This window comes from Palleronia abyssalis, from assembly GCF_900302445.1.
Classification (GTDB): Bacteria; Pseudomonadota; Alphaproteobacteria; order Rhodobacterales; family Rhodobacteraceae; genus Palleronia; species Palleronia abyssalis.
Window position 1 is genome coordinate 204,686 of the sequence record NZ_ONZF01000001.1, and the last position, 21,765, is coordinate 226,450.

At 63.9% G+C, this 21,765-nt stretch carries 27 protein-coding genes; 7 read left to right on the forward strand and 20 right to left on the reverse strand.

The window, feature by feature from the left end; all coding sequences use genetic code 11:
* Nucleotides 1-48 precede the first annotated feature (48 nt).
* From PAA8504_RS01010 to PAA8504_RS01035, 7 genes are all read left to right on the forward strand, one after another.
* On the forward strand, nucleotides 49-1,230 hold the full coding sequence (locus tag PAA8504_RS01010; RefSeq protein ID WP_108892786.1) for a phosphoglycerate kinase: 1,182 nt from the start codon (nucleotides 49-51) through the stop codon (nucleotides 1,228-1,230).
* 64 nt (nucleotides 1,231-1,294) lie between these two features.
* Nucleotides 1,295-1,489, forward strand: coding sequence for a hypothetical protein (locus PAA8504_RS21745; protein WP_146190431.1), 195 nt, complete (start codon nucleotides 1,295-1,297; stop codon nucleotides 1,487-1,489).
* The gene (locus PAA8504_RS01015; RefSeq protein WP_108892309.1) at nucleotides 1,420-1,734 is read left to right on the forward strand and encodes a hypothetical protein; all 315 of its coding nucleotides are present in this window, start codon (nucleotides 1,420-1,422) and stop codon (nucleotides 1,732-1,734) included. The genes PAA8504_RS21745 and PAA8504_RS01015 overlap by 70 nt, the downstream gene beginning before the upstream one ends.
* 79 nt (nucleotides 1,735-1,813) lie before the next feature.
* Nucleotides 1,814-2,200, forward strand: a complete 387-nt coding sequence (locus PAA8504_RS01020) for a hypothetical protein (protein ID WP_146190432.1) — start codon at nucleotides 1,814-1,816, stop codon at nucleotides 2,198-2,200.
* A gap of 88 nt (nucleotides 2,201-2,288) precedes the next feature.
* Entirely contained in the window at nucleotides 2,289-2,819 is a 531-nt protein-coding gene (locus PAA8504_RS01025; protein ID WP_108892311.1) for a hypothetical protein, read from the forward strand.
* Nucleotides 2,820-2,898: 79 nt separating this feature from the next.
* Nucleotides 2,899-3,828, forward strand: a complete 930-nt coding sequence (locus PAA8504_RS01030; protein WP_108892312.1) for a class I fructose-bisphosphate aldolase — start codon at nucleotides 2,899-2,901, stop codon at nucleotides 3,826-3,828.
* Between the two features lie 103 nt (nucleotides 3,829-3,931).
* Nucleotides 3,932-4,234: an FtsB family cell division protein gene (locus PAA8504_RS01035; RefSeq protein ID WP_108892313.1), complete on the forward strand. Its 303-nt coding sequence runs from the start codon at nucleotides 3,932-3,934 to the stop codon at nucleotides 4,232-4,234.
* Nucleotides 4,235-4,292: 58 nt separating this feature from the next.
* Here the strand turns inward: PAA8504_RS01035 and cysE are convergent, their stop codons facing one another.
* The 20 genes from cysE to PAA8504_RS01135 all read right to left on the reverse strand — a co-directional run bounded on the left by cysE (nucleotide 4,293) and on the right by PAA8504_RS01135 (nucleotide 21,729).
* On the reverse strand, nucleotides 4,293-5,099 hold the full coding sequence (gene cysE, locus PAA8504_RS01040; RefSeq protein WP_108892314.1) for a serine O-acetyltransferase: 807 nt from the start codon (nucleotides 5,097-5,099) through the stop codon (nucleotides 4,293-4,295).
* A gap of 61 nt (nucleotides 5,100-5,160) precedes the next feature.
* The gene (locus PAA8504_RS01045) at nucleotides 5,161-9,096 is read right to left on the reverse strand and encodes a baseplate multidomain protein megatron (protein WP_108892315.1); all 3,936 of its coding nucleotides are present in this window, start codon (nucleotides 9,094-9,096) and stop codon (nucleotides 5,161-5,163) included.
* On the reverse strand, nucleotides 9,096-9,521 hold the full coding sequence (locus PAA8504_RS01050; protein WP_108892316.1) for an NlpC/P60 family protein: 426 nt from the start codon (nucleotides 9,519-9,521) through the stop codon (nucleotides 9,096-9,098). The genes PAA8504_RS01045 and PAA8504_RS01050 overlap by 1 nt, the downstream gene beginning before the upstream one ends.
* Nucleotides 9,522-9,523: 2 nt before the next feature.
* On the reverse strand, nucleotides 9,524-10,345 hold the full coding sequence (locus PAA8504_RS01055; protein WP_108892317.1) for a phage/gene transfer agent baseplate hub protein: 822 nt from the start codon (nucleotides 10,343-10,345) through the stop codon (nucleotides 9,524-9,526).
* Nucleotides 10,345-10,977 carry a DUF2460 domain-containing protein gene (locus tag PAA8504_RS01060; RefSeq protein WP_108892318.1) on the reverse strand — a complete coding sequence of 211 codons (633 nt, stop codon included), beginning with the start codon at nucleotides 10,975-10,977 and terminating at the stop codon, nucleotides 10,345-10,347. The genes PAA8504_RS01055 and PAA8504_RS01060 overlap by 1 nt, the downstream gene beginning before the upstream one ends.
* Before the next feature lie 11 nt (nucleotides 10,978-10,988).
* On the reverse strand, nucleotides 10,989-11,642 hold the full coding sequence (locus PAA8504_RS01065; protein WP_108892319.1) for an RcGTA-type gene transfer agent tail tape measure protein: 654 nt from the start codon (nucleotides 11,640-11,642) through the stop codon (nucleotides 10,989-10,991).
* Nucleotides 11,626-11,838: a rcc01693 family protein gene (locus tag PAA8504_RS01070; RefSeq protein ID WP_108892320.1), complete on the reverse strand. Its 213-nt coding sequence runs from the start codon at nucleotides 11,836-11,838 to the stop codon at nucleotides 11,626-11,628. Before PAA8504_RS01070 ends, PAA8504_RS01065 begins: the two co-directional genes overlap by 17 nt.
* A complete protein-coding gene (locus tag PAA8504_RS01075) occupies nucleotides 11,835-12,146 on the reverse strand; it encodes a gene transfer agent family protein (protein ID WP_108892321.1) in 312 nt (103 codons plus the stop codon). Before PAA8504_RS01075 ends, PAA8504_RS01070 begins: the two co-directional genes overlap by 4 nt.
* On the reverse strand, nucleotides 12,146-12,559 hold the full coding sequence (locus tag PAA8504_RS01080) for a phage major tail protein, TP901-1 family (RefSeq protein WP_108892322.1): 414 nt from the start codon (nucleotides 12,557-12,559) through the stop codon (nucleotides 12,146-12,148). The genes PAA8504_RS01075 and PAA8504_RS01080 overlap by 1 nt, the downstream gene beginning before the upstream one ends.
* A gap of 15 nt (nucleotides 12,560-12,574) precedes the next feature.
* A complete protein-coding gene (locus tag PAA8504_RS01085; protein WP_108892323.1) occupies nucleotides 12,575-12,985 on the reverse strand; it encodes a DUF3168 domain-containing protein in 411 nt (136 codons plus the stop codon).
* Nucleotides 12,982-13,320 (reverse strand): head-tail adaptor protein, encoded by a 339-nt coding sequence (locus PAA8504_RS01090; protein WP_108892324.1) that lies wholly within the window; start codon nucleotides 13,318-13,320, stop codon nucleotides 12,982-12,984. Before PAA8504_RS01090 ends, PAA8504_RS01085 begins: the two co-directional genes overlap by 4 nt.
* A complete protein-coding gene (locus tag PAA8504_RS01095; protein ID WP_108892325.1) occupies nucleotides 13,317-13,895 on the reverse strand; it encodes a head-tail connector protein in 579 nt (192 codons plus the stop codon). Before PAA8504_RS01095 ends, PAA8504_RS01090 begins: the two co-directional genes overlap by 4 nt.
* 143 nt (nucleotides 13,896-14,038) lie before the next feature.
* Complete coding sequence (locus PAA8504_RS01100) at nucleotides 14,039-15,229, reverse strand: phage major capsid protein (protein ID WP_108892326.1); 1,191 nt, start codon at nucleotides 15,227-15,229, stop codon at nucleotides 14,039-14,041.
* A gap of 31 nt (nucleotides 15,230-15,260) precedes the next feature.
* Entirely contained in the window at nucleotides 15,261-15,794 is a 534-nt protein-coding gene (locus PAA8504_RS01105) for an HK97 family phage prohead protease (protein WP_108892327.1), read from the reverse strand.
* A 2-nt stretch (nucleotides 15,795-15,796) separates the two neighbouring features.
* Nucleotides 15,797-16,966: a phage portal protein gene (locus PAA8504_RS01110; RefSeq protein WP_108892328.1), complete on the reverse strand. Its 1,170-nt coding sequence runs from the start codon at nucleotides 16,964-16,966 to the stop codon at nucleotides 15,797-15,799.
* An 88-nt stretch (nucleotides 16,967-17,054) separates the two neighbouring features.
* A complete protein-coding gene (locus tag PAA8504_RS01115) occupies nucleotides 17,055-18,335 on the reverse strand; it encodes a DNA-packaging protein (protein ID WP_108892329.1) in 1,281 nt (426 codons plus the stop codon).
* The gene (locus tag PAA8504_RS01120) at nucleotides 18,304-18,657 is read right to left on the reverse strand and encodes a hypothetical protein (protein WP_108892330.1); all 354 of its coding nucleotides are present in this window, start codon (nucleotides 18,655-18,657) and stop codon (nucleotides 18,304-18,306) included. Before PAA8504_RS01120 ends, PAA8504_RS01115 begins: the two co-directional genes overlap by 32 nt.
* Before the next feature lie 204 nt (nucleotides 18,658-18,861).
* Nucleotides 18,862-20,025: an endolytic transglycosylase MltG gene (gene mltG, locus PAA8504_RS01125; RefSeq protein WP_108892331.1), complete on the reverse strand. Its 1,164-nt coding sequence runs from the start codon at nucleotides 20,023-20,025 to the stop codon at nucleotides 18,862-18,864.
* Nucleotides 20,025-21,287, reverse strand: a complete 1,263-nt coding sequence (gene fabF / locus PAA8504_RS01130) for a beta-ketoacyl-ACP synthase II (RefSeq protein WP_108892787.1) — start codon at nucleotides 21,285-21,287, stop codon at nucleotides 20,025-20,027. The genes mltG and fabF overlap by 1 nt, the downstream gene beginning before the upstream one ends.
* Nucleotides 21,288-21,489: 202 nt before the next feature.
* The gene (locus PAA8504_RS01135) at nucleotides 21,490-21,729 is read right to left on the reverse strand and encodes an acyl carrier protein (RefSeq protein WP_108892332.1); all 240 of its coding nucleotides are present in this window, start codon (nucleotides 21,727-21,729) and stop codon (nucleotides 21,490-21,492) included.
* Between the last annotated feature and the right edge of the window lie 36 nt (nucleotides 21,730-21,765).

Sequence of the window (21,765 nt, forward strand, 5' to 3'; positions counted from 1 at the left end):
GCGGGCTTCCGCGCGATGACAGGGCGACCGAAAAGCAAGGAGCGCGCGATGAGCTGGACCCCCCTGAGCGAGATGGACCTGTCGGGCAAACGGGTGCTGACCCGCGTGGATCTGAACGTCCCCGTCGAAGGGGGCCGCGTGACGGACCCGACCCGGATCGAACGTATCGTGCCCACGGTGAACGCCATCCTCGAGGCGGGCGGCACGCCGGTCCTGCTGGCGCATTTCGGCCGCCCCAAGGGCAGCCGCGTCGACGAGATGTCGCTTCGCCACGTGGTCCCTGCGCTGGAGACCGCGCTGGGTCGCGACGTGACCTTCGGCGCCGATTGCGTGGGGGACGCGGCGGCCGAGGCCGTGGCCAAGGGCGGCGTCGTTCTTCTGGAGAATACGCGATTCCACCCGGGCGAGGAAAAGAACGACGACGCGCTGGCCGACGAGATGGCGAAGCTGGGCGATGTCTATTGCAACGACGCGTTTTCGGCCGCGCACCGCGCCCACGCCTCGACCGAGGGGCTGGCCCGCCGCCTGCCCGCCTGTGCCGGCCTGCTGATGGCCGAGGAGCTGACGGCGCTGGAAACCGCGCTTGGCGAACCCGAACGGCCGCTGATGGCCGTGGTGGGCGGTGCAAAGGTGTCGACGAAGCTGGACCTGTTGTCGAACCTCGTGCGCAAGGTGAACCATCTGGTGATCGGCGGCGGTATGGCGAATACGTTCCTTGCCGCGCAGGGCATCGACATCGGCAGGTCCCTGGCCGAGCACGACATGACCGACACCGCGAAGGACATCCTGACCCGCGCGGACGAGGTCGGCTGCGAGATCATCCTGCCCCACGACGTGGTCGTCGCGACCGAGTTCAAGGCGGGGGCCGAGAACCAGTCGGTGCCGGCGGATGCCTGTCCGTCCGACGCGATGATCCTCGACACCGGCCCCGACAGCGTGGAGCGGATCAAGAAAGCGATGGCCGGGTGCAAGACGCTGATCTGGAACGGGCCGCTGGGCGCGTTCGAGATCCAGCCCTTCGACGCCGCCACCAACGCCGCCGCGGCCGAGGCGGCCCGACTGACGAAAGCGGGATCGCTGGTGTCGGTCGCCGGCGGCGGGGACACCGTGGCGGCGTTGAACAAGGCCGGCGCGGCTGACGATTTCAGCTACATCTCCTCGGCCGGCGGCGCGTTCCTGGAATGGATGGAGGGCAAGACCCTGCCCGGGGTCAAGGCGCTGGGCGGCTGAGCGATCGCTTGCGCGAATCGGCGCCTCATCGTTCCCTTGGGCTCCCCCGCCAGACGAGGTGCCGATGTCCCGCCCGATCCTGATCGCCGCCCTGTGCGCCCTGCCAACCGGCGTGCTTGCGCAACACCTGACCTGGGGAGAGCTGGTCACCCCGGACCGCATCGTGCGGTCGGGGGTTCAGGCGGCCCTGTGGCGCTGCGCAGCCAGATCGACCTGCGCTGGTCCGACATGGCGGTCGACGCCCGGCGCGGTGCTGTGACCCTGCGCGAGGTCGCGGTCTATCCCGACCCGCCCCACGACATGAACGGCAATTGCGCCGTCTTTGCCAGCGGCGGCACCATCCAGGTGATGGATTTCGACCGCCCCGAACGGCTGAGCGTCGGGCTTTCGCTGCGCGCGGTTTCGGTCGATGGGGCCTGCCTGCCGCCCGCCGCCGCGATGCCCGCCCGGATGATGGGGCTCGACATGATCGACAGCCCGCTCGTCCGGATTGACTTAGATTAAGACATCCCCTCGGCCGAGGCGCAGGTGGGCCTCTTCGCCGAAATCGACGACGTTGCCGCGGTCACCGCTTGGGCGGATTTTGACTACTTCTGATCCCTCGGACCCCGAAGGTAACCCCCTGCCCGTCCTAGACCTTGCCTCGGCGCGCGTGGAGATCGAGACTCTCGGGATGTGGCAGGTGATCGCGCCGCTCCTGCCGCCGCCTTTGGTCAACCCCGAAACCGCTGGAATGGCCATCGCGCGCAGCATCTCCAACGCGCTTGGTGGGGCGGCGCCGACGCCCGAGGTTCAGGATCTTGCGGCCGATGCCGCCGAAGCGTGGTCCGGGTTCCTAGCCGATCCACGGGTCCTCAGCGTCCGGTCGGGCAATACCACCGGTCTGGCTGGATTTCGCCGCCTACGAAACGGATCCTGCCACCCTTCTCTCGGATCTGAACCCGCGTCTGTCCGCGTATATCGTCCCTGACGCGGCCCCCATCGCCGCGGACGATCTGACCGCGGCCCTCGATGCGCCGGAAACTCTGGACGCGGCCCGTCTGGCCGTCATCGCGACGGTGCTTGCGACAGGCGAAGGCGCCCCCCGGAGCGTTGCGTCCGCCATATCACTGCTGTCGAACAGCGCGATCACCGACCCCGCGGCGCAGCTTTCCCTGGCAGAGGCCTTGGCCTCCGCCGCGCCCCTCGACTCCTACCGCGCGGCCCTGCGCGCCGACCACGCCGGTGAGCCTACGGCCGGACTTCGTGACCGGATCGAGGGCGATCTGACCCTGTCAGAAATCCTGTCCGCCCAGGATGCCGTCGCCCAACCCACAGGTCCGCTGCCCGCCACGCTGGGCGAACTGCGGCGCGACGCCCTTGCCCTGGCCACGGGTGAAGGGACGACACGCAACTACCACGATTCCCTCCTCTATGCGCGGCTTGCTGCCGGTCTGGGCGATGCGGCCAGCGCCGATCTGGCCGCGACACTGGACGCGCGGTTCCGGGGCGCGGACGGTTGGAAGGATCCGAACCGCGCCGTATCGGACGCGGCACTCAAAGCGTGGATCGACGCGGATCTACCACAACGCCTGTTAGCGCGCCCATGAGGATCGCCGCCTGAAATCCGTTGCCATGCAAGGCCCTGCGGCCTAGACCTTGCGGAAATTGCAAAATCAGGGGGTCTTCATGAAAGCATCGCGCAAAGTTCAGCAAATCCTGTCGAATTACGAAGGCGAAGCGCCAGGCGTGAAGGGCAAGCTATGCCAGATGCTGATGCACGGCCGCCTGAAGGGCACCGGCAAGATGATCATCCTACCGGTCGATCAGGGGTTCGAGCATGGTCCGGCCCGCACCTATGGGCCCAACGCTGCAGCCTATGATCCGCATTACCATTACCAACTGGCCATCGATGCGGGGCTGAACGCCTACGCCGCGCCGCTTGGCATGCTCGAGGCCGGAGCTGACACCTATGCCGGTCAGATGCCGACGATCCTGAAAATGAATTCGGCGAACTCGCTGATGTCCTCGACCGCCGGCAAGGACCAAGCGGTCACCGCATCGGTCGATGACGCGTTGCGGCTGGGCTGCTCGGCCATCGGCTTCACGATCTATCCCGGCTCGGACCGTCAGCTCGACATGTTCGAGGAGATCGTCGAGCTGCGCCGCGAGGCCGCAGCGGTCGGCATACCCACCGTCATCTGGTCCTATCCACGGGGCGAGGCGATCTCAAAAGAGGGTGAGACGGCCATCGACGTCGCCGCTTATGCCGCGCAGATCGCCGCGCTGATCGGCGCGCATATCATCAAGATCAAGCTGTCCACGGACCACCTCGAGGTGCCGGAGGCCAAGAAGGTCTTCGAGGAACAGAAGATCGACATCTCGACCCAAGCGGCCCGGGTCAAGGAGTGCATGCGCTCGTCCTTCAACGGGCGGCGCATCGTCGTTTTCTCGGGCGGCGCGAAGAAGGGTGAGGATTCGATCTACGACGACGCCCGCGCCATCCGCGACGGCGGCGGCAACGGGTCGATCATCGGCCGGAACTCCTTCCAGCGCGAACACTCCGAAGCGCTGGCAATGTTCGACAAGCTCGTCGCGATCTACAAGGGCAACGAATAAGTCACAGTTTCGACCTGACTGGCGTTCGAAGGCGGCAGGGCATATTCAAGCCCGGCCACCTTTGGCATCAACGCCTTGGCTGCTTTCGGAGACGCCGTCCGCCATGACATACACGCGCAAACGGTCCCCCTATGGCCTCATCGCCTACGTCATCCTGACATTCGTCCTCGGGACCTATTTCAGCTTCGCGTCGGTGCAGGGGGATTTTGGCCTGATGCGCCGCGTGGAGATCGACGCGGAAGCCAAACGTCTGGAATCGGAACTATCCGCCCTGCGGGAACAGACCGCGACTTACCGCAACAAGACCAAGCGCCTGTCGGACACGTATCTGGACCTCGATCTGCTGGACGAGCAAGCCCGCGACGTTCTCGGATACGTGCGCTCCGACGAGATCGTTCTGCGCTGACGGGCGCCGCACGGACCGACTTCTAAGACGCTCAAACGACCTGACGACAGCAATCGTGTCAGTCGCTGCCGAACAAGTGATTCATCATAATTGAAGGTTGCGCGCATCCCGCCTCTCCGACGATCTTCGCGGGCACGCCCGCGACCGTCTTCATTGGCGGAACCTCTTCCAGAACGACGGAACCCGCTGCGATTCGTGAGCAATGGCCGATCCGGATTGCGCCAAGAACCTTTGCCCCCGCCCCGATTAGCACACCGTCGCCGATTTTAGGGTGCCGATCATCGTCCTCTTTTCCGGTGCCGCCAAGCGTCACGGAATGCAGCATCGACACGTTATCTCCAACCGTCGCAGTTTCCCCGATCACGATGGAATGTGCATGATCGATCATGATCCCCTTCCCGATTCTTGCACCGGGGTGAATATCGACACCGAACAATTCTGAGGTTCGCATCTGGATGAACAGCGCAAGATCGTGGCGCCCCTGCCGCCAATGCCAGTTAGCAACCCGATACGCCTGTACAGCTTGATACCCCTTGAAATACAGCAGCGGCTGCACGAACCTATGGCAGACAGGGTCGCGCTCATATGTGGCAACAAGGTCCGCGCGAGCGGCCTGTCCGAGCAGGGGATCAGACGCATAGGCTTCCTCGGCGACTTCGCGCAGGATCTGTTCGGGCATCTCTCCGCTAGAAAGCTTGAGGGACAATCGGTACGTCAGCGCACGTTCGAACGTCTCGTGATGCAGGATTGAGACGTGGAACAAGGCCGCCATCAAAGGCTCATCGACAACGGCACGTTCGCTTTCCTCGCGGATCCGTCTCCAGACGGGATCCACAGCGGCAAGGTTGGTGGCTTCGAGGCTCATTTTCGCCCTCCGACGATCGCGTTATCAGGTGATATAGAGGCCACCGCCGAAGGGACCAAGCCTAGTCTTGCAGATCTGGGACCAAGATGGCCGCAGACGCGCCCGGGCCATACGAATACGACACCTGTGAGACCGCAATCGAACAATTCGGACCGTCCAGCAAGCGGTCGGCCTCCGGGTACACCCACCGCGGGGATTCGCAAATCGTTTCGCGCACGACCACCCCCGACCGCATGACTTGCACAAGGTATTGTTCTCGTTCTTCGCCCAGAGGGATCTCGAACGCTTCCCAGTCATCGCCCCCCTTGCGGGTTCGCCGGACCCAAGTGAACTCAGTTCCCGAAGAAATTCGGCGGGATTTTAGGTGCACCGGAGAAAGCGGGCACTGCCAGTTTGCACTGAATTCGTGTTCCTTGTGAACGTAACTCGGGCCTTCGATAGATTGCGCGGCCGGACCGATCCGAAAATGCCGTACGCTGCCGCGGAAATAAGCCGCCCCTCCCAACGACTCCAGAGCGTTGTCCAGCAGAACGACCCGTGTCCCGACGGGCCACGCCTCCGGCATCGATGCATCTGTTCCAAATTGCCCCCTTAGAAGACCCGTCAATTCATAAGTTCCCGGCTCGACGAGAATGGCGTCCTTGAACTGAAGAATTTCCCATCGATCTTCTTCTTCCTTTCCCACCGCGATTGAATTGGCCCCGGCTAGGAATTCTATTTCCGTTCTAGAGCGAAGATCGCCCGCAAGAAGCTTGACCCGCAAGACGTTCGCTCGGTCAAAACGACCGACGGGACCCCGCACTAGTTCACTGCTCGTCTCACCAATCGTCGCCCGGCTCCGACACACTGTCTTCAAGGCATAGCTGGAATTCTCCAAGCTAGCATGGACCGAAACCTCGCCCGACCACGGAACCGAAGCCGTCGCGATTACCGGGCCATCCACATCCCCTTCGCGGCCAAACGCAGGCAAGTCCAAGATGACCGGCAACACCGGCGCCGGGATTATACGAACCTCGACGTCTGTGATGCCATCTTTCAGCAGCGGCGCATCGTACTGATGACGTCCGACACGGCTCGCTTCGACAAGCTGGAACTCGGCCAGTTCAACCCGGTCGATCCGATAGCTGCCTCCACGGATTTCGATGACATCACCGGCGCCAAGATGTCCTGCCGATCTAGGAAGCCCGAACCTGATACGATCTCGCCCGACTTCCGTCTCCGCGAACCAACGCGCGGCGATACTCCTGCCCTCTTCCGTGGTCAGAACCAATGGGATTTCCGCCCGGGCTACCGTCCCGTCATCTCTTTCGCTCCGCGCCACATAAGCACTTCGAGCACTGAACGCGCCGTCCTCCGCGATGTATCCGATCGAGAATCGTGCAACTTGCTCCGCGTTGGGATTGCGGATCGACGTTATATCGCCATTATCCTGCCCAAGCTGCACGACACGATTTTCGTCGATAATGGCGCAAGGTGTGCCACTGCGCATACGGAATACAAGTTTTCCTTCCCGTTCAATGGCATCAAAACCATGTGTCAGCATCAACGGCTGAATCGCGGATCGACCCGTGGCAATGTCAGAGATCGTGTATCCCCGAACCACACCGGTAAGGTCGCTGACGTCAAAGTCGGCGATACCCGCCCGATCGCATATTTCGCTGACGACAGATTGCAAGGTGCGGTAAGAAGCCCGCCCGGTGATCCAATGACCACGGTAATAGTTTTCCCCATCCGCCCAAGTATCTGCTAAGGCCGGAAATTGGGGATACGGCCTTGCATCCCACGTCCAGACGTAGGAATGCTCCGAAGCGACCATTCTGCCGTCGTACTTGTCGGACGAAGGGTTGTTGACCGCATCGTTCCAGTATTCATCCATTGCGCGGATATACTGAACCTGGAGGAAATCATCCCTCCCACCGTTGGAAAAGAATGGCAGCGATGATTCGGACGACTTTGGGTCGACAAACTTGTTCGGCTGGTTGGTACCCTTATCGATTGCCGGACATCCGATCTCGGTAAATCGAACTGGTTTGGATTGCGGAACCCAATTGGTGGGATTGTTCAGTCTAACTCCCCCGACGCGATCATGATGGACGTTTCCCCACCAGTTGCGGATATCCTTGTATCGCCACACCCATGGCTCGCTATGGACCCCATCGGTGATGGTGGTACGTATCTGTGCATCTCGGTCCGCCGCCGAGGCATAGAACCAGTCGTATCCCTCACCTCCGCAAATATTCGCCTTTAGATACCCGAGGTCGTGAGGGCCGGCATACGAGCTATCCGCTTCGGCCGGTCGATCGCGCCAATCGGACAGGGGCATATAATTATCGATACCAACGAAATCGATGTTATCGTCTGCCCAAAGTTGGTCCAAGTGAAAATATATATCACCAGAACCGTCTTGCGGAGCATACCCGAAATACTCGGACCAATCGGCTGCATAGCTGATCGCGGTTTCCGGCCCGAGGATTTTCCGCACGTCGGCGGCCAGTTTTCGCAAGGCGACTACTCCCGGAAACCCGTTCTGTCCACGCAATTGGGTCAAGCCGCGAAGCTCTGATGCAATACAGAAACTATCGACCCCCCCTGCCGCGACGCAAAGATGCGCATAGTGCAGGACAAACCGGCGCAGGCTCCATTCATCCGGGCCCGAATATTTGATCAGGGTTCGATCCCCGTCTTTTGAGACCTCGAAGTCGCCGGCCTGCGCTGCACCAAAAAACATGGAAATCTCGGCATCCGCTTGACCGGTCCGATCCACGGTGCCCGTGCGTCCAGGGGCGATGGACCCCGTGATCCGGCCCCTCCAAGGCAACGCGGCCTGTTCCGCTGATCCATATGGATCAGGCAATCCGTTTCCAGCCAGTTGGTTCATCAGGATGAACGGATAAAACATGACGTCTTTCCCAGCGTCTCGAAGTGCGCGAATGCCCTCGATGACCGCATCGTCGGCCGGGGTCCCGCCATAAACAGGGCGTCCTTCGCTTTCAGGTATGGCCGCAACGGCATTCGCATTCAGCCCTCCAGCCCTCCATGGAATTTCTACGCCATCACGTCCTACCCGTTCGACCATTGGCCGGATCTTGCAGGAGCCGCAACGCAGGTCGTTCCCGAACCATGACACGACAAGAGACGCAGCCCGACAGTTAGGCAGTTCGTCGTTCAAAGCCGAAAGCGACGCGAGGAAATCCGTTTGCCCGACGTAGGAATGGGCATTCGTGAACTTCGAGGCCCCGGGCTGATCCTCATAGCGCACCGGCGTCGTCGCTAGGCTGTATTCGCCGGTGCCTGGAATAATAGACACAGCACGAACATGCTCCGCCATATCCCCGAAGGCCTTCCCGCTTTCATTTCTAATGACTTCGAAACTGAACTGCGGAACGCGATTGCCGAACGCGGACAGATTCAGGTCCTCGATCACCAAATAGGCCACCCCTCGGTAAGCCGGCGCGTTGCCGAAACCCTCTTTTGCCTCGATGAGCGGATCCGGAAGCTGCTCTTCCGATCCCTTGTAGACCCGCAAGTTCAGTGCCTCGCGCGGGACTTCCTGTCCGTCAGCCCAAATTCGTGAAACGCTTGCAATCTCACCCTCGCAGAGCCCAAAAGCCAACGAAATGGTATAGCTGTAGATTGTCTTCCCAACGGCAGGGCTCCCCTTTCCCCCGCCGGTGGATTCCCCTCTGTCGACAACCGTCTCGACGAAATCAGTGGACCAGATCACGTGTCCGGCAATGCGTGTTCGCCCGAACACCCGTGGAATGACCGTGCCTTCCCCTGTCGAGGTCAGTCTCAGCCGCTCCAGACGACCTTGCTCGACCGCGCCGCTACCGGACCCAAGGACGTTCTGCCCGATCGCACCAATCCGTCGATCTACCATCTGTCCGACGGAGGCACCGACCGCACGGCCGATAACGGCGGAGCCAAGGCCGAGCATACCTCCGCCGATCGAAGAACCGATCGCGCCACCAGCTGCTAAAAGGAGTATCGTAGCCATTACACTGCTCTCCGTTTGAATTCGAAACAGGCGACGATCTTGCGTCGCCAAGGATCGCTCAACGACGTTTCGCAAACGCCACGGCCGGAATAGGAGTGGACGAACCGATCCGGGCCGGTCGCGATACCGAGGTGTTTTGCAACGGCACCGGGTTTCATCCGAAACAGAATGATCCGCCCCGGATGAACGTTCACACGATCCTCCTCGGCAAAATATGCGCGGACTCGTGTCAGAAGCTCTTCACGGCCCACTGCCTCGTTCCAATCCGGAGAATAGGCTGGCATATCGTTCAGGTGCTCACCCGAAATATCTTGCCAAACACCCCTGATCAGACCCAAGCAATCGCAGCCAGCCCCCCGGCAAGAAGCGCGGTGAACATAGGGCGTGCCGATCCAGCGACGTGCTGCATCCACGATATCGTTCATGATCAGCGCGAACCGCCGGGATACCCGGTCAGCCAATCTTCAGACGGCAGATGCGGGAACCCCCGAAAATTGGCCATATTGTCGAATCTGATCCTGCAGAAGTCGGCGGTCTTCCCGCATCCAACCGTCAGCGCGATCACATCACCCGGTTGCACCCCGGGAATGCCGTCCCATAAACACAACATCCTAGACGTACTGTCGTCCAGATCTTCGCGAATGCGGCGTTCCGAGCCTTCGGCGTCGCCGTTGAGAACACGGATCACACCGTTTGCGAATTGCCCGACGGGAACATTTAGGAATGGCACGGAAATCGAAGGTCCGTCCACGGCGATCACTTCCGCCTCAAAAATCATTCCGCGTGCCGCAAGATCGACTCCGCATTTTGCATCGCCAAGAGAAGCCCGGCATTGCCGTTGATAAAGCTGCCCTTGTGGGCGGTTGAGTAGTTCGCTCAGACCCCGCAACTCGGCCTTGAAAGCCGCCCCGGACCGCTCGATTTCGCCGATCTCCCCAACAAATAGGATGGCCCGCCTTTCCGCCGAGGACCAGTCGACCCGCCAGATTTCGACCTTTGCTCCGTCATATCTCCCGGATAGGATATCACTTTCCGTCAGACCCGATGCGGACAAGGCACCAATGGCCTCTGAGTTGTCCACCGAAAGCCCCGTGGTCTGTTCAAGCGCTCGGGCCGTCAGGCCGTCGTCCGGCTGAAACGTAATCCCTTCACAACTCAAGATCGCGTCATGGTCGGTGAACGCAAAGATCCGCCCATCCTTGCGGACGAGTTTCCAGCATGTGCATTCGGTCGCAATCACGTCGGTCATCAGATACGGATCTCCACGACTGGCACATTTGGAACCTGTCCGGCGTTGAATGTTGGAAGGGAAATATCGATGCGGTCGGTGTCAAAACGGACCGGCACGTCGAAAAGGAACCCGGCCGTAATGTCAGATTGCGCCGGTGCAGGTTCGGATAGAAGAACTTCACCCGTCTCGAAATCCACGAAGAACTCGGACACGGGGTCCAACTCCCGTCCCCCGACAGCGACCCTTACACTGCTTTCGACTGGTTTGCGGATCGGCCGGACATAGGCCGACTGGCCCTGTCCGTAGGTCTTGCAAAGCGAATACGATAGCCGCGCGCCGTCCGAAACGCCAAGAGCTTGGTCATCCACCCGGGGTGCTTCGCCTCCCGGGGCCGAAGAATAGTCGGCCCAGTCTTTCCAGCGAAACCCGTGCAGCTGTCCGCGGCGCGCCTCGAAAAAGGCGATCAGGGCCTCGACATCGACAAGGGACCGCAGGCCCAGACCGGCATCGTACCGACGGCGGGAATGGGCCCAGGGTGTGTTCCGCTCCTCAAAGCCATTCCTCAAGGTGACAATCTCGGTCCGCCGTTCAGGCCCCCCCATCGCACCAAAGCTCAGGTCCGTTGGGAAACGCACTTCGTGAAATGCCATGATCAGTCTCCTTACCGATTGCGGTTCGCACGCGAGAGGGCGCGGCTCATCTGCGCCGCGATCTGACTTTGTGAGCGTTGGAAGCCCGCCACGTCAGGAGTTTGGATGTTCATCACAACCTGGACGGGGCCACCGGCGCCCTGAGTGCGAACACCCAGCTTTCCGTCGGCCCCCCTGGCCAGGGGCATGATCGCTTCCGGGCCTGCTTCTCCCATTAAGCCGGTTCCGCCCCGCATGGGAAATGCGGTCGGTCCGGTCACGACACCCCCGGTTGCGAACGGGGTGACGCGGCCTTGGGAAAACGATCCGCCATCTGCAAATGGCAACAGCCCGCCCAGCAGGTTCTCAAGTCCGGACGCCAGAGCGCTACCTGCCTGTTTGGTGACAGGTTTGACGGCCGACCCATACGCGGCCTTCAGCATCATCTGGCCCAGCCCCCGCAGCGCGTCGGACAGCTTGCTCCCCTCGAATAAAAGGCCCTCGAAACTCGATTTCAGCTCTCCGCTGATCGCCCTGGACATCGTTGCCACATCGCGTCCGGTCTCGGCGGTCGTTCGCTGCATGCCGCGCATCTCGGCATCGAATGCGGCCAGCACCGTGCGTGCGCCGTCGATGCCATCCTCGAACCGCGACAGATCGCCGTCCAGATCATCCATATCGCTCATCGCCCGTATCCCTCTTCTCGTCGGGGAACGCCGCGCTCAGCGCGTCGAACCGGTCCCGCCCCAGGGGCGCGGCTCCGCCGCCGCGCCCCAGCATCATTTGAAGTTCCGCTGGGGTCAGTGACCAGAATTCCGTCGGCCGCAGCCCCAGACCGTGCAATCCCGCCCGCATCAGAACGGGCCAATCGAACCCGGTCACGCCTGCCCGAAGGCCCGCGCCAGCAAGGTACCGGCAATCTTCGCGGCCTCGATCGGACCACCGCGGATTTCGGCCTGCAGCAGGTCGTGCGACGTTCCGGTCCAACCGCCCCCGCGCAGTCCCGCGGTCAGAAGCGCGACCAGATCCCGGGTGGAAAACCGCCCGCCCTCGAACCGCTCGACCAGCGCCACCAGGGTGTCGGCTTCCAGTGTCGACTCTAGCTCGGCCAACGCACCCAAGGTCAGCTTCGCCACACGCCGCTCACCATTGATGACGAGGTCCACCTCGCCCGCCCACGGATTTCCCATCACAGCCCCGTGAACGTCAGGGCACCGGCCGAGGCGAGGCTCATCTCGTAGGTCGCTTCGCCATTGTGACTGCCCGCATATTCGATGGCGCTGATCAGGAACGGGCCCTCGACGATTCCGAAATCAGGAATGATCACCTGGAACCGCGGCGTCTCGCCTTCGAAGAAGATATGGCGTGCCCGCTCGTCCGTCGCGGCGTCTTTGAAGACGCCCGAGCCCGAGATCGCAGCCGATTTCACGCCGGCCCCTCCCAGAAGCTCGCGCCATCCGCCCGTGCTCTCCAAGCTCGTCACGTCCACCGTTTCTGCGTTGAAGGAAATTCGCGTCGCCCGCAGGCCCGCGACGGTTTCGAACACGCCCGCTCCGGTCATGTCGAGTTTGATCAGAAGATCCTTGCCGTTCTGCGCAACCATCTCGTGGTCCTCCGCCTAGTTGTCCTGAACCTGCGCGCGAAAGCGCAGATCGATCCGCCGGGTGCCCGTCTTGACCACCCGTTTCGCCACCGCTTGGCGGAACCACAGCCCCACCAGGTACCCTCGCTCCAGGATCAGCGTCCGTCGCAGCAGCGCGTCTGAAACAGCGCCAGCCACCAGCTTGGCCGTCGCGAACCCGTTTGCATCGGACACCACTGACACCGTGAAATCGTGTAGCGCCCCCGCGCCGTCTGCGTCCGAGCGATCGATGACCTTCTCTTCCCCGATGCTCACGTAAAGCGGGGGGACGGCGCCCGGCGGGATTCCGTCATAAACCGCGCCCTTCACCAGGCAGTAGACCCCGTCATCGAAGGTCAGCCTTTCGTACAGCGCTGCCTGAAGCGCGCTCGCGACCGCGTAACTCATTTGATCCGATCCTCTTCCGCTTCGCAGATCAGCCATTTCGCCGAAGGCCCGCCCTCGACGACCGAGACGATGTCGAACACCCTTTCGCCTTCCCGGAACCGCTGCCCTGCCTCCGGACGGGACGGCGCGCCAAACGGCGCCGCACGCACTGTGATCCGCCATTTCACCCGGCTAAGCGCCACTTCCTCGCCCGAGGTCACCCGCCCCGTGCGCGGTGTCATCTCGGCCCAAACGGTCCCGAGCTCATTCCATTCCTCCCGCAGACTCCCGGCACCGTCCGGAAAACCGCCGCGATCTTCCAGGACAAGCGCCCGGCTCAGCCGCACATCTTTCATGCCGACGCCCCCAGACGCATCTGCCGGTAAGGTGCCAGCAAAGCGGCCACGCCGGCGGGCAGATCGCCCGGGGCCGCGCGGTCCTCGTAATACGCGGCGGCCAGCGTCAGCACCCCAAGGCGCAGATCGGCCGGGACGGCTTCCCACGGACCGAAGCCCGCTGTGAACGTGATCTCGGCAACGCCGCCCGTAGGGATCGTCGGCAGCACGAAGCCCTTCGCGACAAGCGCCGGGCGGTGCGTGTCCCTCGACACATGTACGGCGTCGCTTGCGATTTTGCCGCGAAGGCCCTGCGCGTCGATCATGGTCAGGCCGTCGAAGCTGACAAGCGGCGCGCGTGGCAGGGAATGCCGACCCAGATCCCGCCAGGCTCCGACCGTCGAAACGAATTGCCGCGCCAGCAGCGCCTTTCCCGTCAGCGACTCGACATGACCGATCGCGGCGGCAAGCGCGCGTTCCAGAACCGGGTTCTGGATGCTGTCGTCGCTGAACCCCGTGCCAAGCCGAAGATGCGTACGAAGATCGCCGACCGGCAGGGCTGCGGCGTCCGTTTGGGTTTGCTCGACAAGTGTCATGCTATTTCCCTTTTGCCTCCCCCCGGATCGCAGGATGATGAACGCGCGCCACGCTCCGCTCGATAGGAGGGAAAGCTGGTCGGGTCGTGCGACGCGCGCGTTCACCCGGACCGGGCCCGTCAGGCCCGGCCCGATTCAGGGCCTCAGACGGCCGAGAATTTCAGCAGCTTGATCGCGGCAAAGTCGCTCACGTCGCCGCCCACGCGCTTGGTGGCGTAGAACAGGACATGCGGCTTGGCCGAGAAGGGGTCGCGCAGGATGCGCAGATCGGGACGCTCGGCCACGGTGTAGCCCGCCGCGAAATCACCGAACGCGATGGCGGTCGCACCGGACGCGATGTCGGGCATGTCCTCGGCGACCAGCACGGGATAGCCCAGAAGACGCGCCGGCTCTCCTGCCGCCAGGCCGTCCGACCACAGGAAGCGGCCGTCATTGTCCTTCAGGCGACGCACGGTGCCCGCGGTCTTCGAGTTCATCACGAAGCACGCGTTGGCCCGGTACTGCGCCCAAAGCGCATAGACCAGGTCGACGATGGCATCGGCATCGGCGAACGCACCGTCCGCACCGCTGGCCACATACCCCAACGTGCCCCAGGACCAACTCTGCTCGTCCACCTGCGGATGGGTCAGGAAACCACGTGGTTTCTCCGAACCGTCACCCTTCACGAAGGCCGCGGCTTCGGCGCGGGCGAAGGTGTCGGCGATACGGCCGGCCAGCCAACCTTCGATGTCGAACGCGGCGTCGTCCAGCAGACGCTGCGACGCTTTGGGCAGGGCTGACAGCTCGTGCAGCGGGATCGAGATTCGGTCGATCTGACCGGTCCCGGTCTCGGCAACGCTGCCGGTTTCGGACGCCCAGCCCGCGGCCAGGTCCGCCTTGTCGATGAGCACGTCGTACGAGGTCGCCTCGACATTCACCACCGTGGCGATCTGACGGATCGAGGCCGTGGACTTCAGAACGCCCTTGATCGACTCCGACGTCTGCGGATCGACCAGATAACCGCCGTCGCTGTTGACCGCCGTCGAAAGCCCTTTGCCCTCGAGGACAAGACCGCGCAGCGCATCGTCGTCACCGGAACGGACATAGGCCTCGAACGCCTTCTGGTGGGGCACTTCGATTTCGGCCGACGTCGCAAGAACGGGGCGGGCCACGGAGGCACGGGATTTGGTCTGAAGCATGGTCTTTCGCTCTTCCTGCTGTTGAAGCTTCGTTTGAATATCGTCCTTGAAGGCTCTCAGATCGCTGACGAAATCAGCCATCGCTTCCTTCACCTCCTGAACGGGATCGGGCGCGCAGCCGTCCCCCGCCCGAGCCTTGGTCTCGGTCGTGCTCATCGCATGTCCTTCGTTTGGTTGGTCGCGGCGCCTAGATCGCCGCCAAGTCCCGGCGGGCGGACCGGATCGCCGCCGCCAGGTCCCGCATCGGATCGGGGGCCTCGCCCTTCTGCCCGACCCGTGCTTCGGGAAGCATCGGGAAGGTCACCAGCGACACTTCCCACAGCTCCAGCTCGTGCAGGCGCCTACGCCCCTGCCCGTCTTTCTGTGTCCGGACCGCGCGATAGCCGATCGACAGCCCGTCGATGGCCCCCGCCGTCACCAGCGCCGCCGCCTCGCGACCCCGGGCCACATCCATCAGGATTCGCCCTTTGACGAAAAGGCCACGGTCGTCCTCGCGCACCTCGTCCCAGACCCCGATGGGTTGCGCCGGATCGTGCTGCCACAACATCTTCACCCGGCCGCCCTTAGACGTGAGCCGTTTCAGCGAGGCGCCATAGGCCCCCGGCTCAACCACGTCGTTGCCTTGATCGATCGCCCCGAACAGCGAGGCATAGCCCTCGATCACGTGACCCTCGCTGACGGTCACCTCTCCCAGCGCGACGAATTTCCGTTCCAGTTCCATGCTCACTCCTCTGCCGGGCCAAAGCCCAGAAGCGTCCGCTTCTCGGCTGCGCTCAGGAAATCCGCCCCCGCGATCCGGGTCCATTGCGCGTCCCTCTCGGCCGCCAGTGCGGGAATTCGGTCTAGATCCACGCGCAGCTCCAAGTCTTCTCCGGTAAAGCCCTCCAGCCACTGCGCCAGCGCAGCCGAGACACGGCCCGCCATCGGCAACACGGTCAGGCGATAGAACGCCCGGTGCGCCTCGGCATAGTTGGCGTAGGTCGCGTCGCCCGGGATCCCGATCAGCATCGGCGGCACCCCGAAGGCTGTCGCGATCTCGCGCGCCGCGGCTTCCTTGGTTTTCTGGAATTCCATGTCCGAGGGGCTAAACCCCATCGGCTTCCAGTCCAGCCCACCTTCCAGCAACATCGGCCGCCCGGCATTGCGCGCGCCCTGGTGGTGCGTCTCCAGCTCGGTCACCAAGCGGTCGTATTGCTGCGGATCCAGCATCCCTTCCCCGCCCTGATAGACAATCGCACCCGACGGACGCGCCGCGTTGTCCAGCAGCGCCTTCGACCAGCGCGACGCCGAATTGTGCACGTCCATCGCCTGCGCGACCGCCTGCATCGGGCTCAGTCCGTAATGGTCGTCCTGCGGGTGGAAGCTTTTCACGTGGCACACCTGCACCGCCGCGAAGCGATGCGTTCGCCCGCTGACGCTGTAGTCATACGCCACCGGCCAGCCGTCCGCGCCGGGCACCACACTCATCCGCTCGGACCGCAGCACGTGCAGCTCGACCGGGAGGCCCTCGTCGCCGCCCACCGCTTCGACATACCCGTTGCCGGTCAGCAGAAGCTGTCCATACAGCGCCTCCAGCAACTCGGCCCGACCTTGCGCGCCGTTCGGCCGCTGGATCAGGCCCCACGCGGGATGCACGTCCATCCGCACGCCATCGGCTTCCAGGATCAGGGGCAGCGCCGCGGCCGCCTCGGCCAGCAGCTTCACGCAGCGGAACACGACCGGGTTGCCCTGGAACCCCGACCGGGTCAGCGAGGCGGTGTCGCGCGGTGTCCAGGCCACCCGGCCCGCGCCCCCCGTGGCAATGCCACTGGCGATCCGCGACGCGGTCAAAGCGCCGGCAGCGCTCGCCTTCGTCTCGGGCGCCGCACCGCCCCGCTTCAGAAACTGGAACATTCTCGTCCTCCTTCAGGCCGCACCTCGCCCGACCGGTCCCACGGGGTCCGTCCGTCCGCGTCGGCAAATCCTGCGTCGAAATCGCGCCTTACAGCGCCCGCACACCAGGCCGGGCCTGCTTCGGCCCCAGCATCAATTCGGTCAGGGCCCAGACCAGCGCATCGACCCGGTCGGGCGAGCCCGATCCCTGAAATCCACCGATCGCCATCTGCGCCATCTGCCCCTCAAGCTCGTCCATCCGTCCCCGGTGCCGCACCCGCCCCTGTTCGTAGAGGGCGGCCACCGGCTCCGCACGACAGACCTTGCCACGGGAAGCGTAAACGCCGCGGTAACTCACCGTACGGTCCACCTGCCGGATGATTGCCTCGACCAATTCCCCGCCCTGGTTGACCTCGGCCACCACGCGGTCCGCATCGTGCCGGTAATAGGCCGCCACCGCCGCCTTCGCCCACTCCAGCGGAGAGCACCCCTGCACCGACGCATCCTCCAGCACGACGGCCCGTTCGCCGTCCGCCGTCACGCCCGCCACGACGATCCCGCAGGTATCGGCCCGGTCACCGCCGGTCACCGGCGGGTCCACTGCCACAACCACCCGGGCCAGACCGGCCTCGCCGCCGCGGCAATCGGCCAGCTGCCCGACCGTCCAAAGCGCACCCTCGACGTCCTGCAACAAACGCCCTTCCAGCTCCTGCGCCCCCAGCCGCGTGCCGCCATACCGCGCGGTCACTTCCGCCATGAAGGACGCCGCCAGATTGGCTCTGTTCACCTGCGTCGAGGCTGTCGACATCATCGTCGAATCCGCATCCAGCAGCCGCTTCAGCACCGGCACGTTGCGCGGTGTCGTGGTCACGCACTGCCGGGGATTATCCCCCAGCCGCAGGCAGAACTGCAGCATGTCCCACGCCTCCTCGCCGCGCTTCCACTTCGCCAGCTCGTCCACCCAGGCCGCATCGAATTGCGGTCCGCGCAACGCCTCGGGGTCATGCGCGCTGAACGCCTGGGCGACCGCGCCGTTTGGCCAGACCAGCCGCTTGCGCGTCGCCTCCCACACGGGGCGCCTGTCCGGCGGGCTGCACGCGAGGATCCCCGAATCCCCGAAGATCATCACCTCGCGCACCTGGTCCAGCGTCTCTCCCACCAATGCCATCCGGGACGATACCCCCCGGTCGAGGGGCCGCGACCCCTCGACCTGACGGCGCACCCACTCGGCCCCGGCGCGGGTTTTCCCCGCGCCACGCCCCCCCAGGATGACCCACGATTTCCAGTCGCCCTCGGGCGGCAGCTGATGCGCCATCGCCCAGAAGTCGAACAGGTAAGGCAATGCCAGAAGCTCCCCTTCAGACAGGCTCGCCAGGAACTCCGCCTGCATCCTTCGCGACGCGCAGGCGATCCAGTCGGCGCCCGATCTCGTCCCGCGCCCAGTCGAAGTCGATGGCATAGTCATGCACGATTCCCGCGTGCTTCTTGCGCAGCTCGTCAAAGCGTTTCCTCTCGTCGAACACGTGCTGGATGGACTTCTGAACGGATGCCAGGCGCTGTCGCACCTCGGCGTCCGAGACATCTTCCTCCGCAAAGATCCGGTCCTTCGCGCGGGTCAGTGCCGCCAGCATCTCCATGACCTGCTCATCCGCCAGGTCCAGCGCCGCTTTCGCATTGCCGCTCTCCTCATCGTCCAATCGTATGACCGTCATGCCGTGCCCCCTCGTCATGGCCTCCGGTCGAGCGTCGCTTCCCATCGCGACGACCAGCACGTGCAGTTATGCCCGCAGGGCCTTACCACGGCGCCACCTCACCGCGCGCAGGGACAAGGCGCGGCGGGCCGCGCGGCAAGCGCTTGACCGAAAACGAAAAAGGGCGACCCGAAGGCCGCCCCAAATCCCGCATTTAACGATGTCTTACTGGTTCGCGCCCCGCTGCGCCTCGATCTCGCGCCACCGCGCGACGTTCGAGTTGTGGTCCGACAGGTTCGTCGCGAAGGCGTGGCCCCCAGTCCCGTCGGCGACGAAGTAAAGATACTCCGTGGTGGCCGGGTCCAGCGCCGCCTCAATCGCGTCCAGCCCCGGGTTCGCGATGGGCGTGGGCGGCAGCCCATCGATCACGTAGGTGTTGTAGGGTGTCGCGGCATCCAGCTCCGACCGGCGCAGGCCACGCCCCAGAACCCCTTCGCCGTTGGTGATCCCGTAGATCACCGTCGGGTCCGTCTGCAACCGCATGCCCTGGCGCAGGCGGTTGACGAACACGCTGGCCACCTGCGGACGCTCTTCGGCGACGCCGGTTTCCTTCTCGACGATCGAGGCCATGATCAACGCCTCTTCCGGCGTGTCGTAAGGCAGTCCGTCCGCGCGGTTGTCCCACGCCGCGGCCAGCCGCTCGTCCTGGCGCGCTTCCATCCGGGCCAACAGGTTCGACCGAGACGCACCCGCACCCACCTCATAGCTGTCGGGCGCCAGCCGCCCCTCATCGGGAAGCTCGGCCACCGTTCCATCCATGAAATCCGCCGCCTTCAGTGCTTCGACGATCTGCCACGACGTCACGCCCTCGGCCACGGCCACGCGATACCGGGTGTCGGACTGATCGCGCACCTGCGTGTAGGCTTCGGGAACCTCAACCTCTTCGGCCATCGGATCGAAGGCCGCTTCTTCGACAAAGCGCCCCGTCGCCGGATCCAGCTCGCGGATTTCGACTTCGGCGCTACGCACGCCGATGCGATAGACCACCTCGGTCCCGCAGGTCGATTGCCCACCGCGGGTCACGATGTCCACGATCTCTTCCATCGAGGCTTCTTCGGGCACCAGGAACGACCCGGCCTTCAGCGCACCGGATTTCTTGGTGTAATCCGCCCCCATCCGCAGGATCTGCGCAGACCCGACGGCACCCTGGCTCTCCAAGTCGCGCGATACCGCGTTGAACGAGGTTCCGGGCTCCACTCGCAGACAGATCGCCTGCGACAGCGGCCCAGGTTCGCGATACTGGTTCACACCCCATCCGATCACCCCGGCCACCGCGACCAGCGCGACGACCAACATGGTCAGTCCGTTCGAGGCGAGATGTTTCCACATCAGCCTTCGACCTTGCGCAGCAGAAGCGCCGCGTTGGTGCCCCCGAACCCGAACGAGTTGGACAACGCCACGTCGATCTTCCGTTCGACCTTCTTCAGGGGGGCCAAGTCGATCACTGCATCGTCGGGCGGGGTTTCAAGGTTCAGCGTCGGCGGCGCCACCTGATCGCGGATCGCGAGGATCGAGAAGATCGCCTCGATCGCCCCCGCGGCCCCCAGAAGGTGCCCGGTGGCGGACTTGGTCGAGCTCATCGTCGCCTTCGCGGCCGCATCGCCCAAAAGCCGCTGCACCGCTCCCATTTCGATCGTGTCGGCCATGGTCGAGGTGCCGTGCGCGTTCACATAGTCGATCTCCGACACGTCGATCCCGGCGCGCTTGACGGCCGCGCGCATCGCGCGCTCTGCCCCCTCATGGTCGGGGGGCGGGGCGGTGATGTGATGCGCGTCACCCGACAGACCATAGCCGATCACCTCGGCATAGATCGTGGCGCCGCGCGCCTTCGCCCGCTCGTAATTTTCCAGAACGACGACGCCGGCGCCCTCGCCCATCACGAAGCCGTCCCGATCGGCATCCCAGGGGCGCGATGCAGCCTGGGGGTCGTCGCGATGCTTGGTGGACAGCGCCTTGCACGCGTTGAAGCCGGCGATCCCGATCTCGCAGATCGCGGCCTCGGCGCCGCCGGCAACCATCACGTCCGCGTCGCCCCACTGAATCAGACGCGAGGCGTCGCCAATGGCGTGTGCGCCCGTCGAACAGGCCGTGACTGGCGCGTGGTTGGGTCCTTTGTAGCCATAGCGGATCGACACCTGCCCCGAGATCAGGTTGATCAGCGATCCGGGAATGAAGAACGGCGATACGCGCCGCGGCCCCTTTTCCTTGATCATTACGGCGGTATCGGCGATCGAACTCAGGCCCCCGATCCCCGAGCCGATCATGACGCCGATGCGCTCAAGCTCCTCGGGGCTTTCGCCACCCAGCCCCGCGTCGCGGATCGCCTGGTCGGCGGCGGCCATGCCGAACAGGATGAACTGGTCCACCTTGCGTTGTTCCTTCGGCTCCATCCAGTCGTCGGCGTTGAACGTGCCCTCGGACCCGTCGCCCTTTGGCACTTCGCAGGCATAGTTGGTCGTCAGGTGATCCGCGTCGAATTGCGTGATGGTACCGGCCCCTGACACACCGTCCAGAAGGCGGCTCCAGCTTGCCTCGACGCCGCTCGCCAGCGGCGAGACCATGCCCATTCCCGTGATGACTACCCGCCGCATCTTCATTCCCCGCTCGGTGTTCTGCTCAAATCGGTGTTCTGCTCATGGACCGTTGACCCGCAGGCCTGATACACAAGCCGCCCCCCGGTTGAAAGAGGGACGCGGCCGTTCGGCGGTCCTTCGCGGCGCGCCAAACGGAACGGGCGCACCCCCGGCAAGGAGGCACGCCCGAACGTCGTCCTGATGGGACGGAAAAGCGGCCTCAGACGGCCTGCTTGATATAGGACACGGCATCGCCGAAGGTCTGGATGTTCTCGGCGGCATCGTCGGGGATCTCGATCCCGAACTCTTCCTCGAAGGCCATGACCAGCTCGACCGTGTCGAGGCTGTCTGCGCCGAGATCGTCGATGAACGAGGCGTTCTCGGTCACCTTCTCCTCTTCGACGCCCAGATGCTCGACGACCTTGTTCCGGACGCGCTTTTCGATGTCGTTGTCGCTCATGGTCTTTCCTTCTCTAGCTTCGGGCAGGCCCGAAAA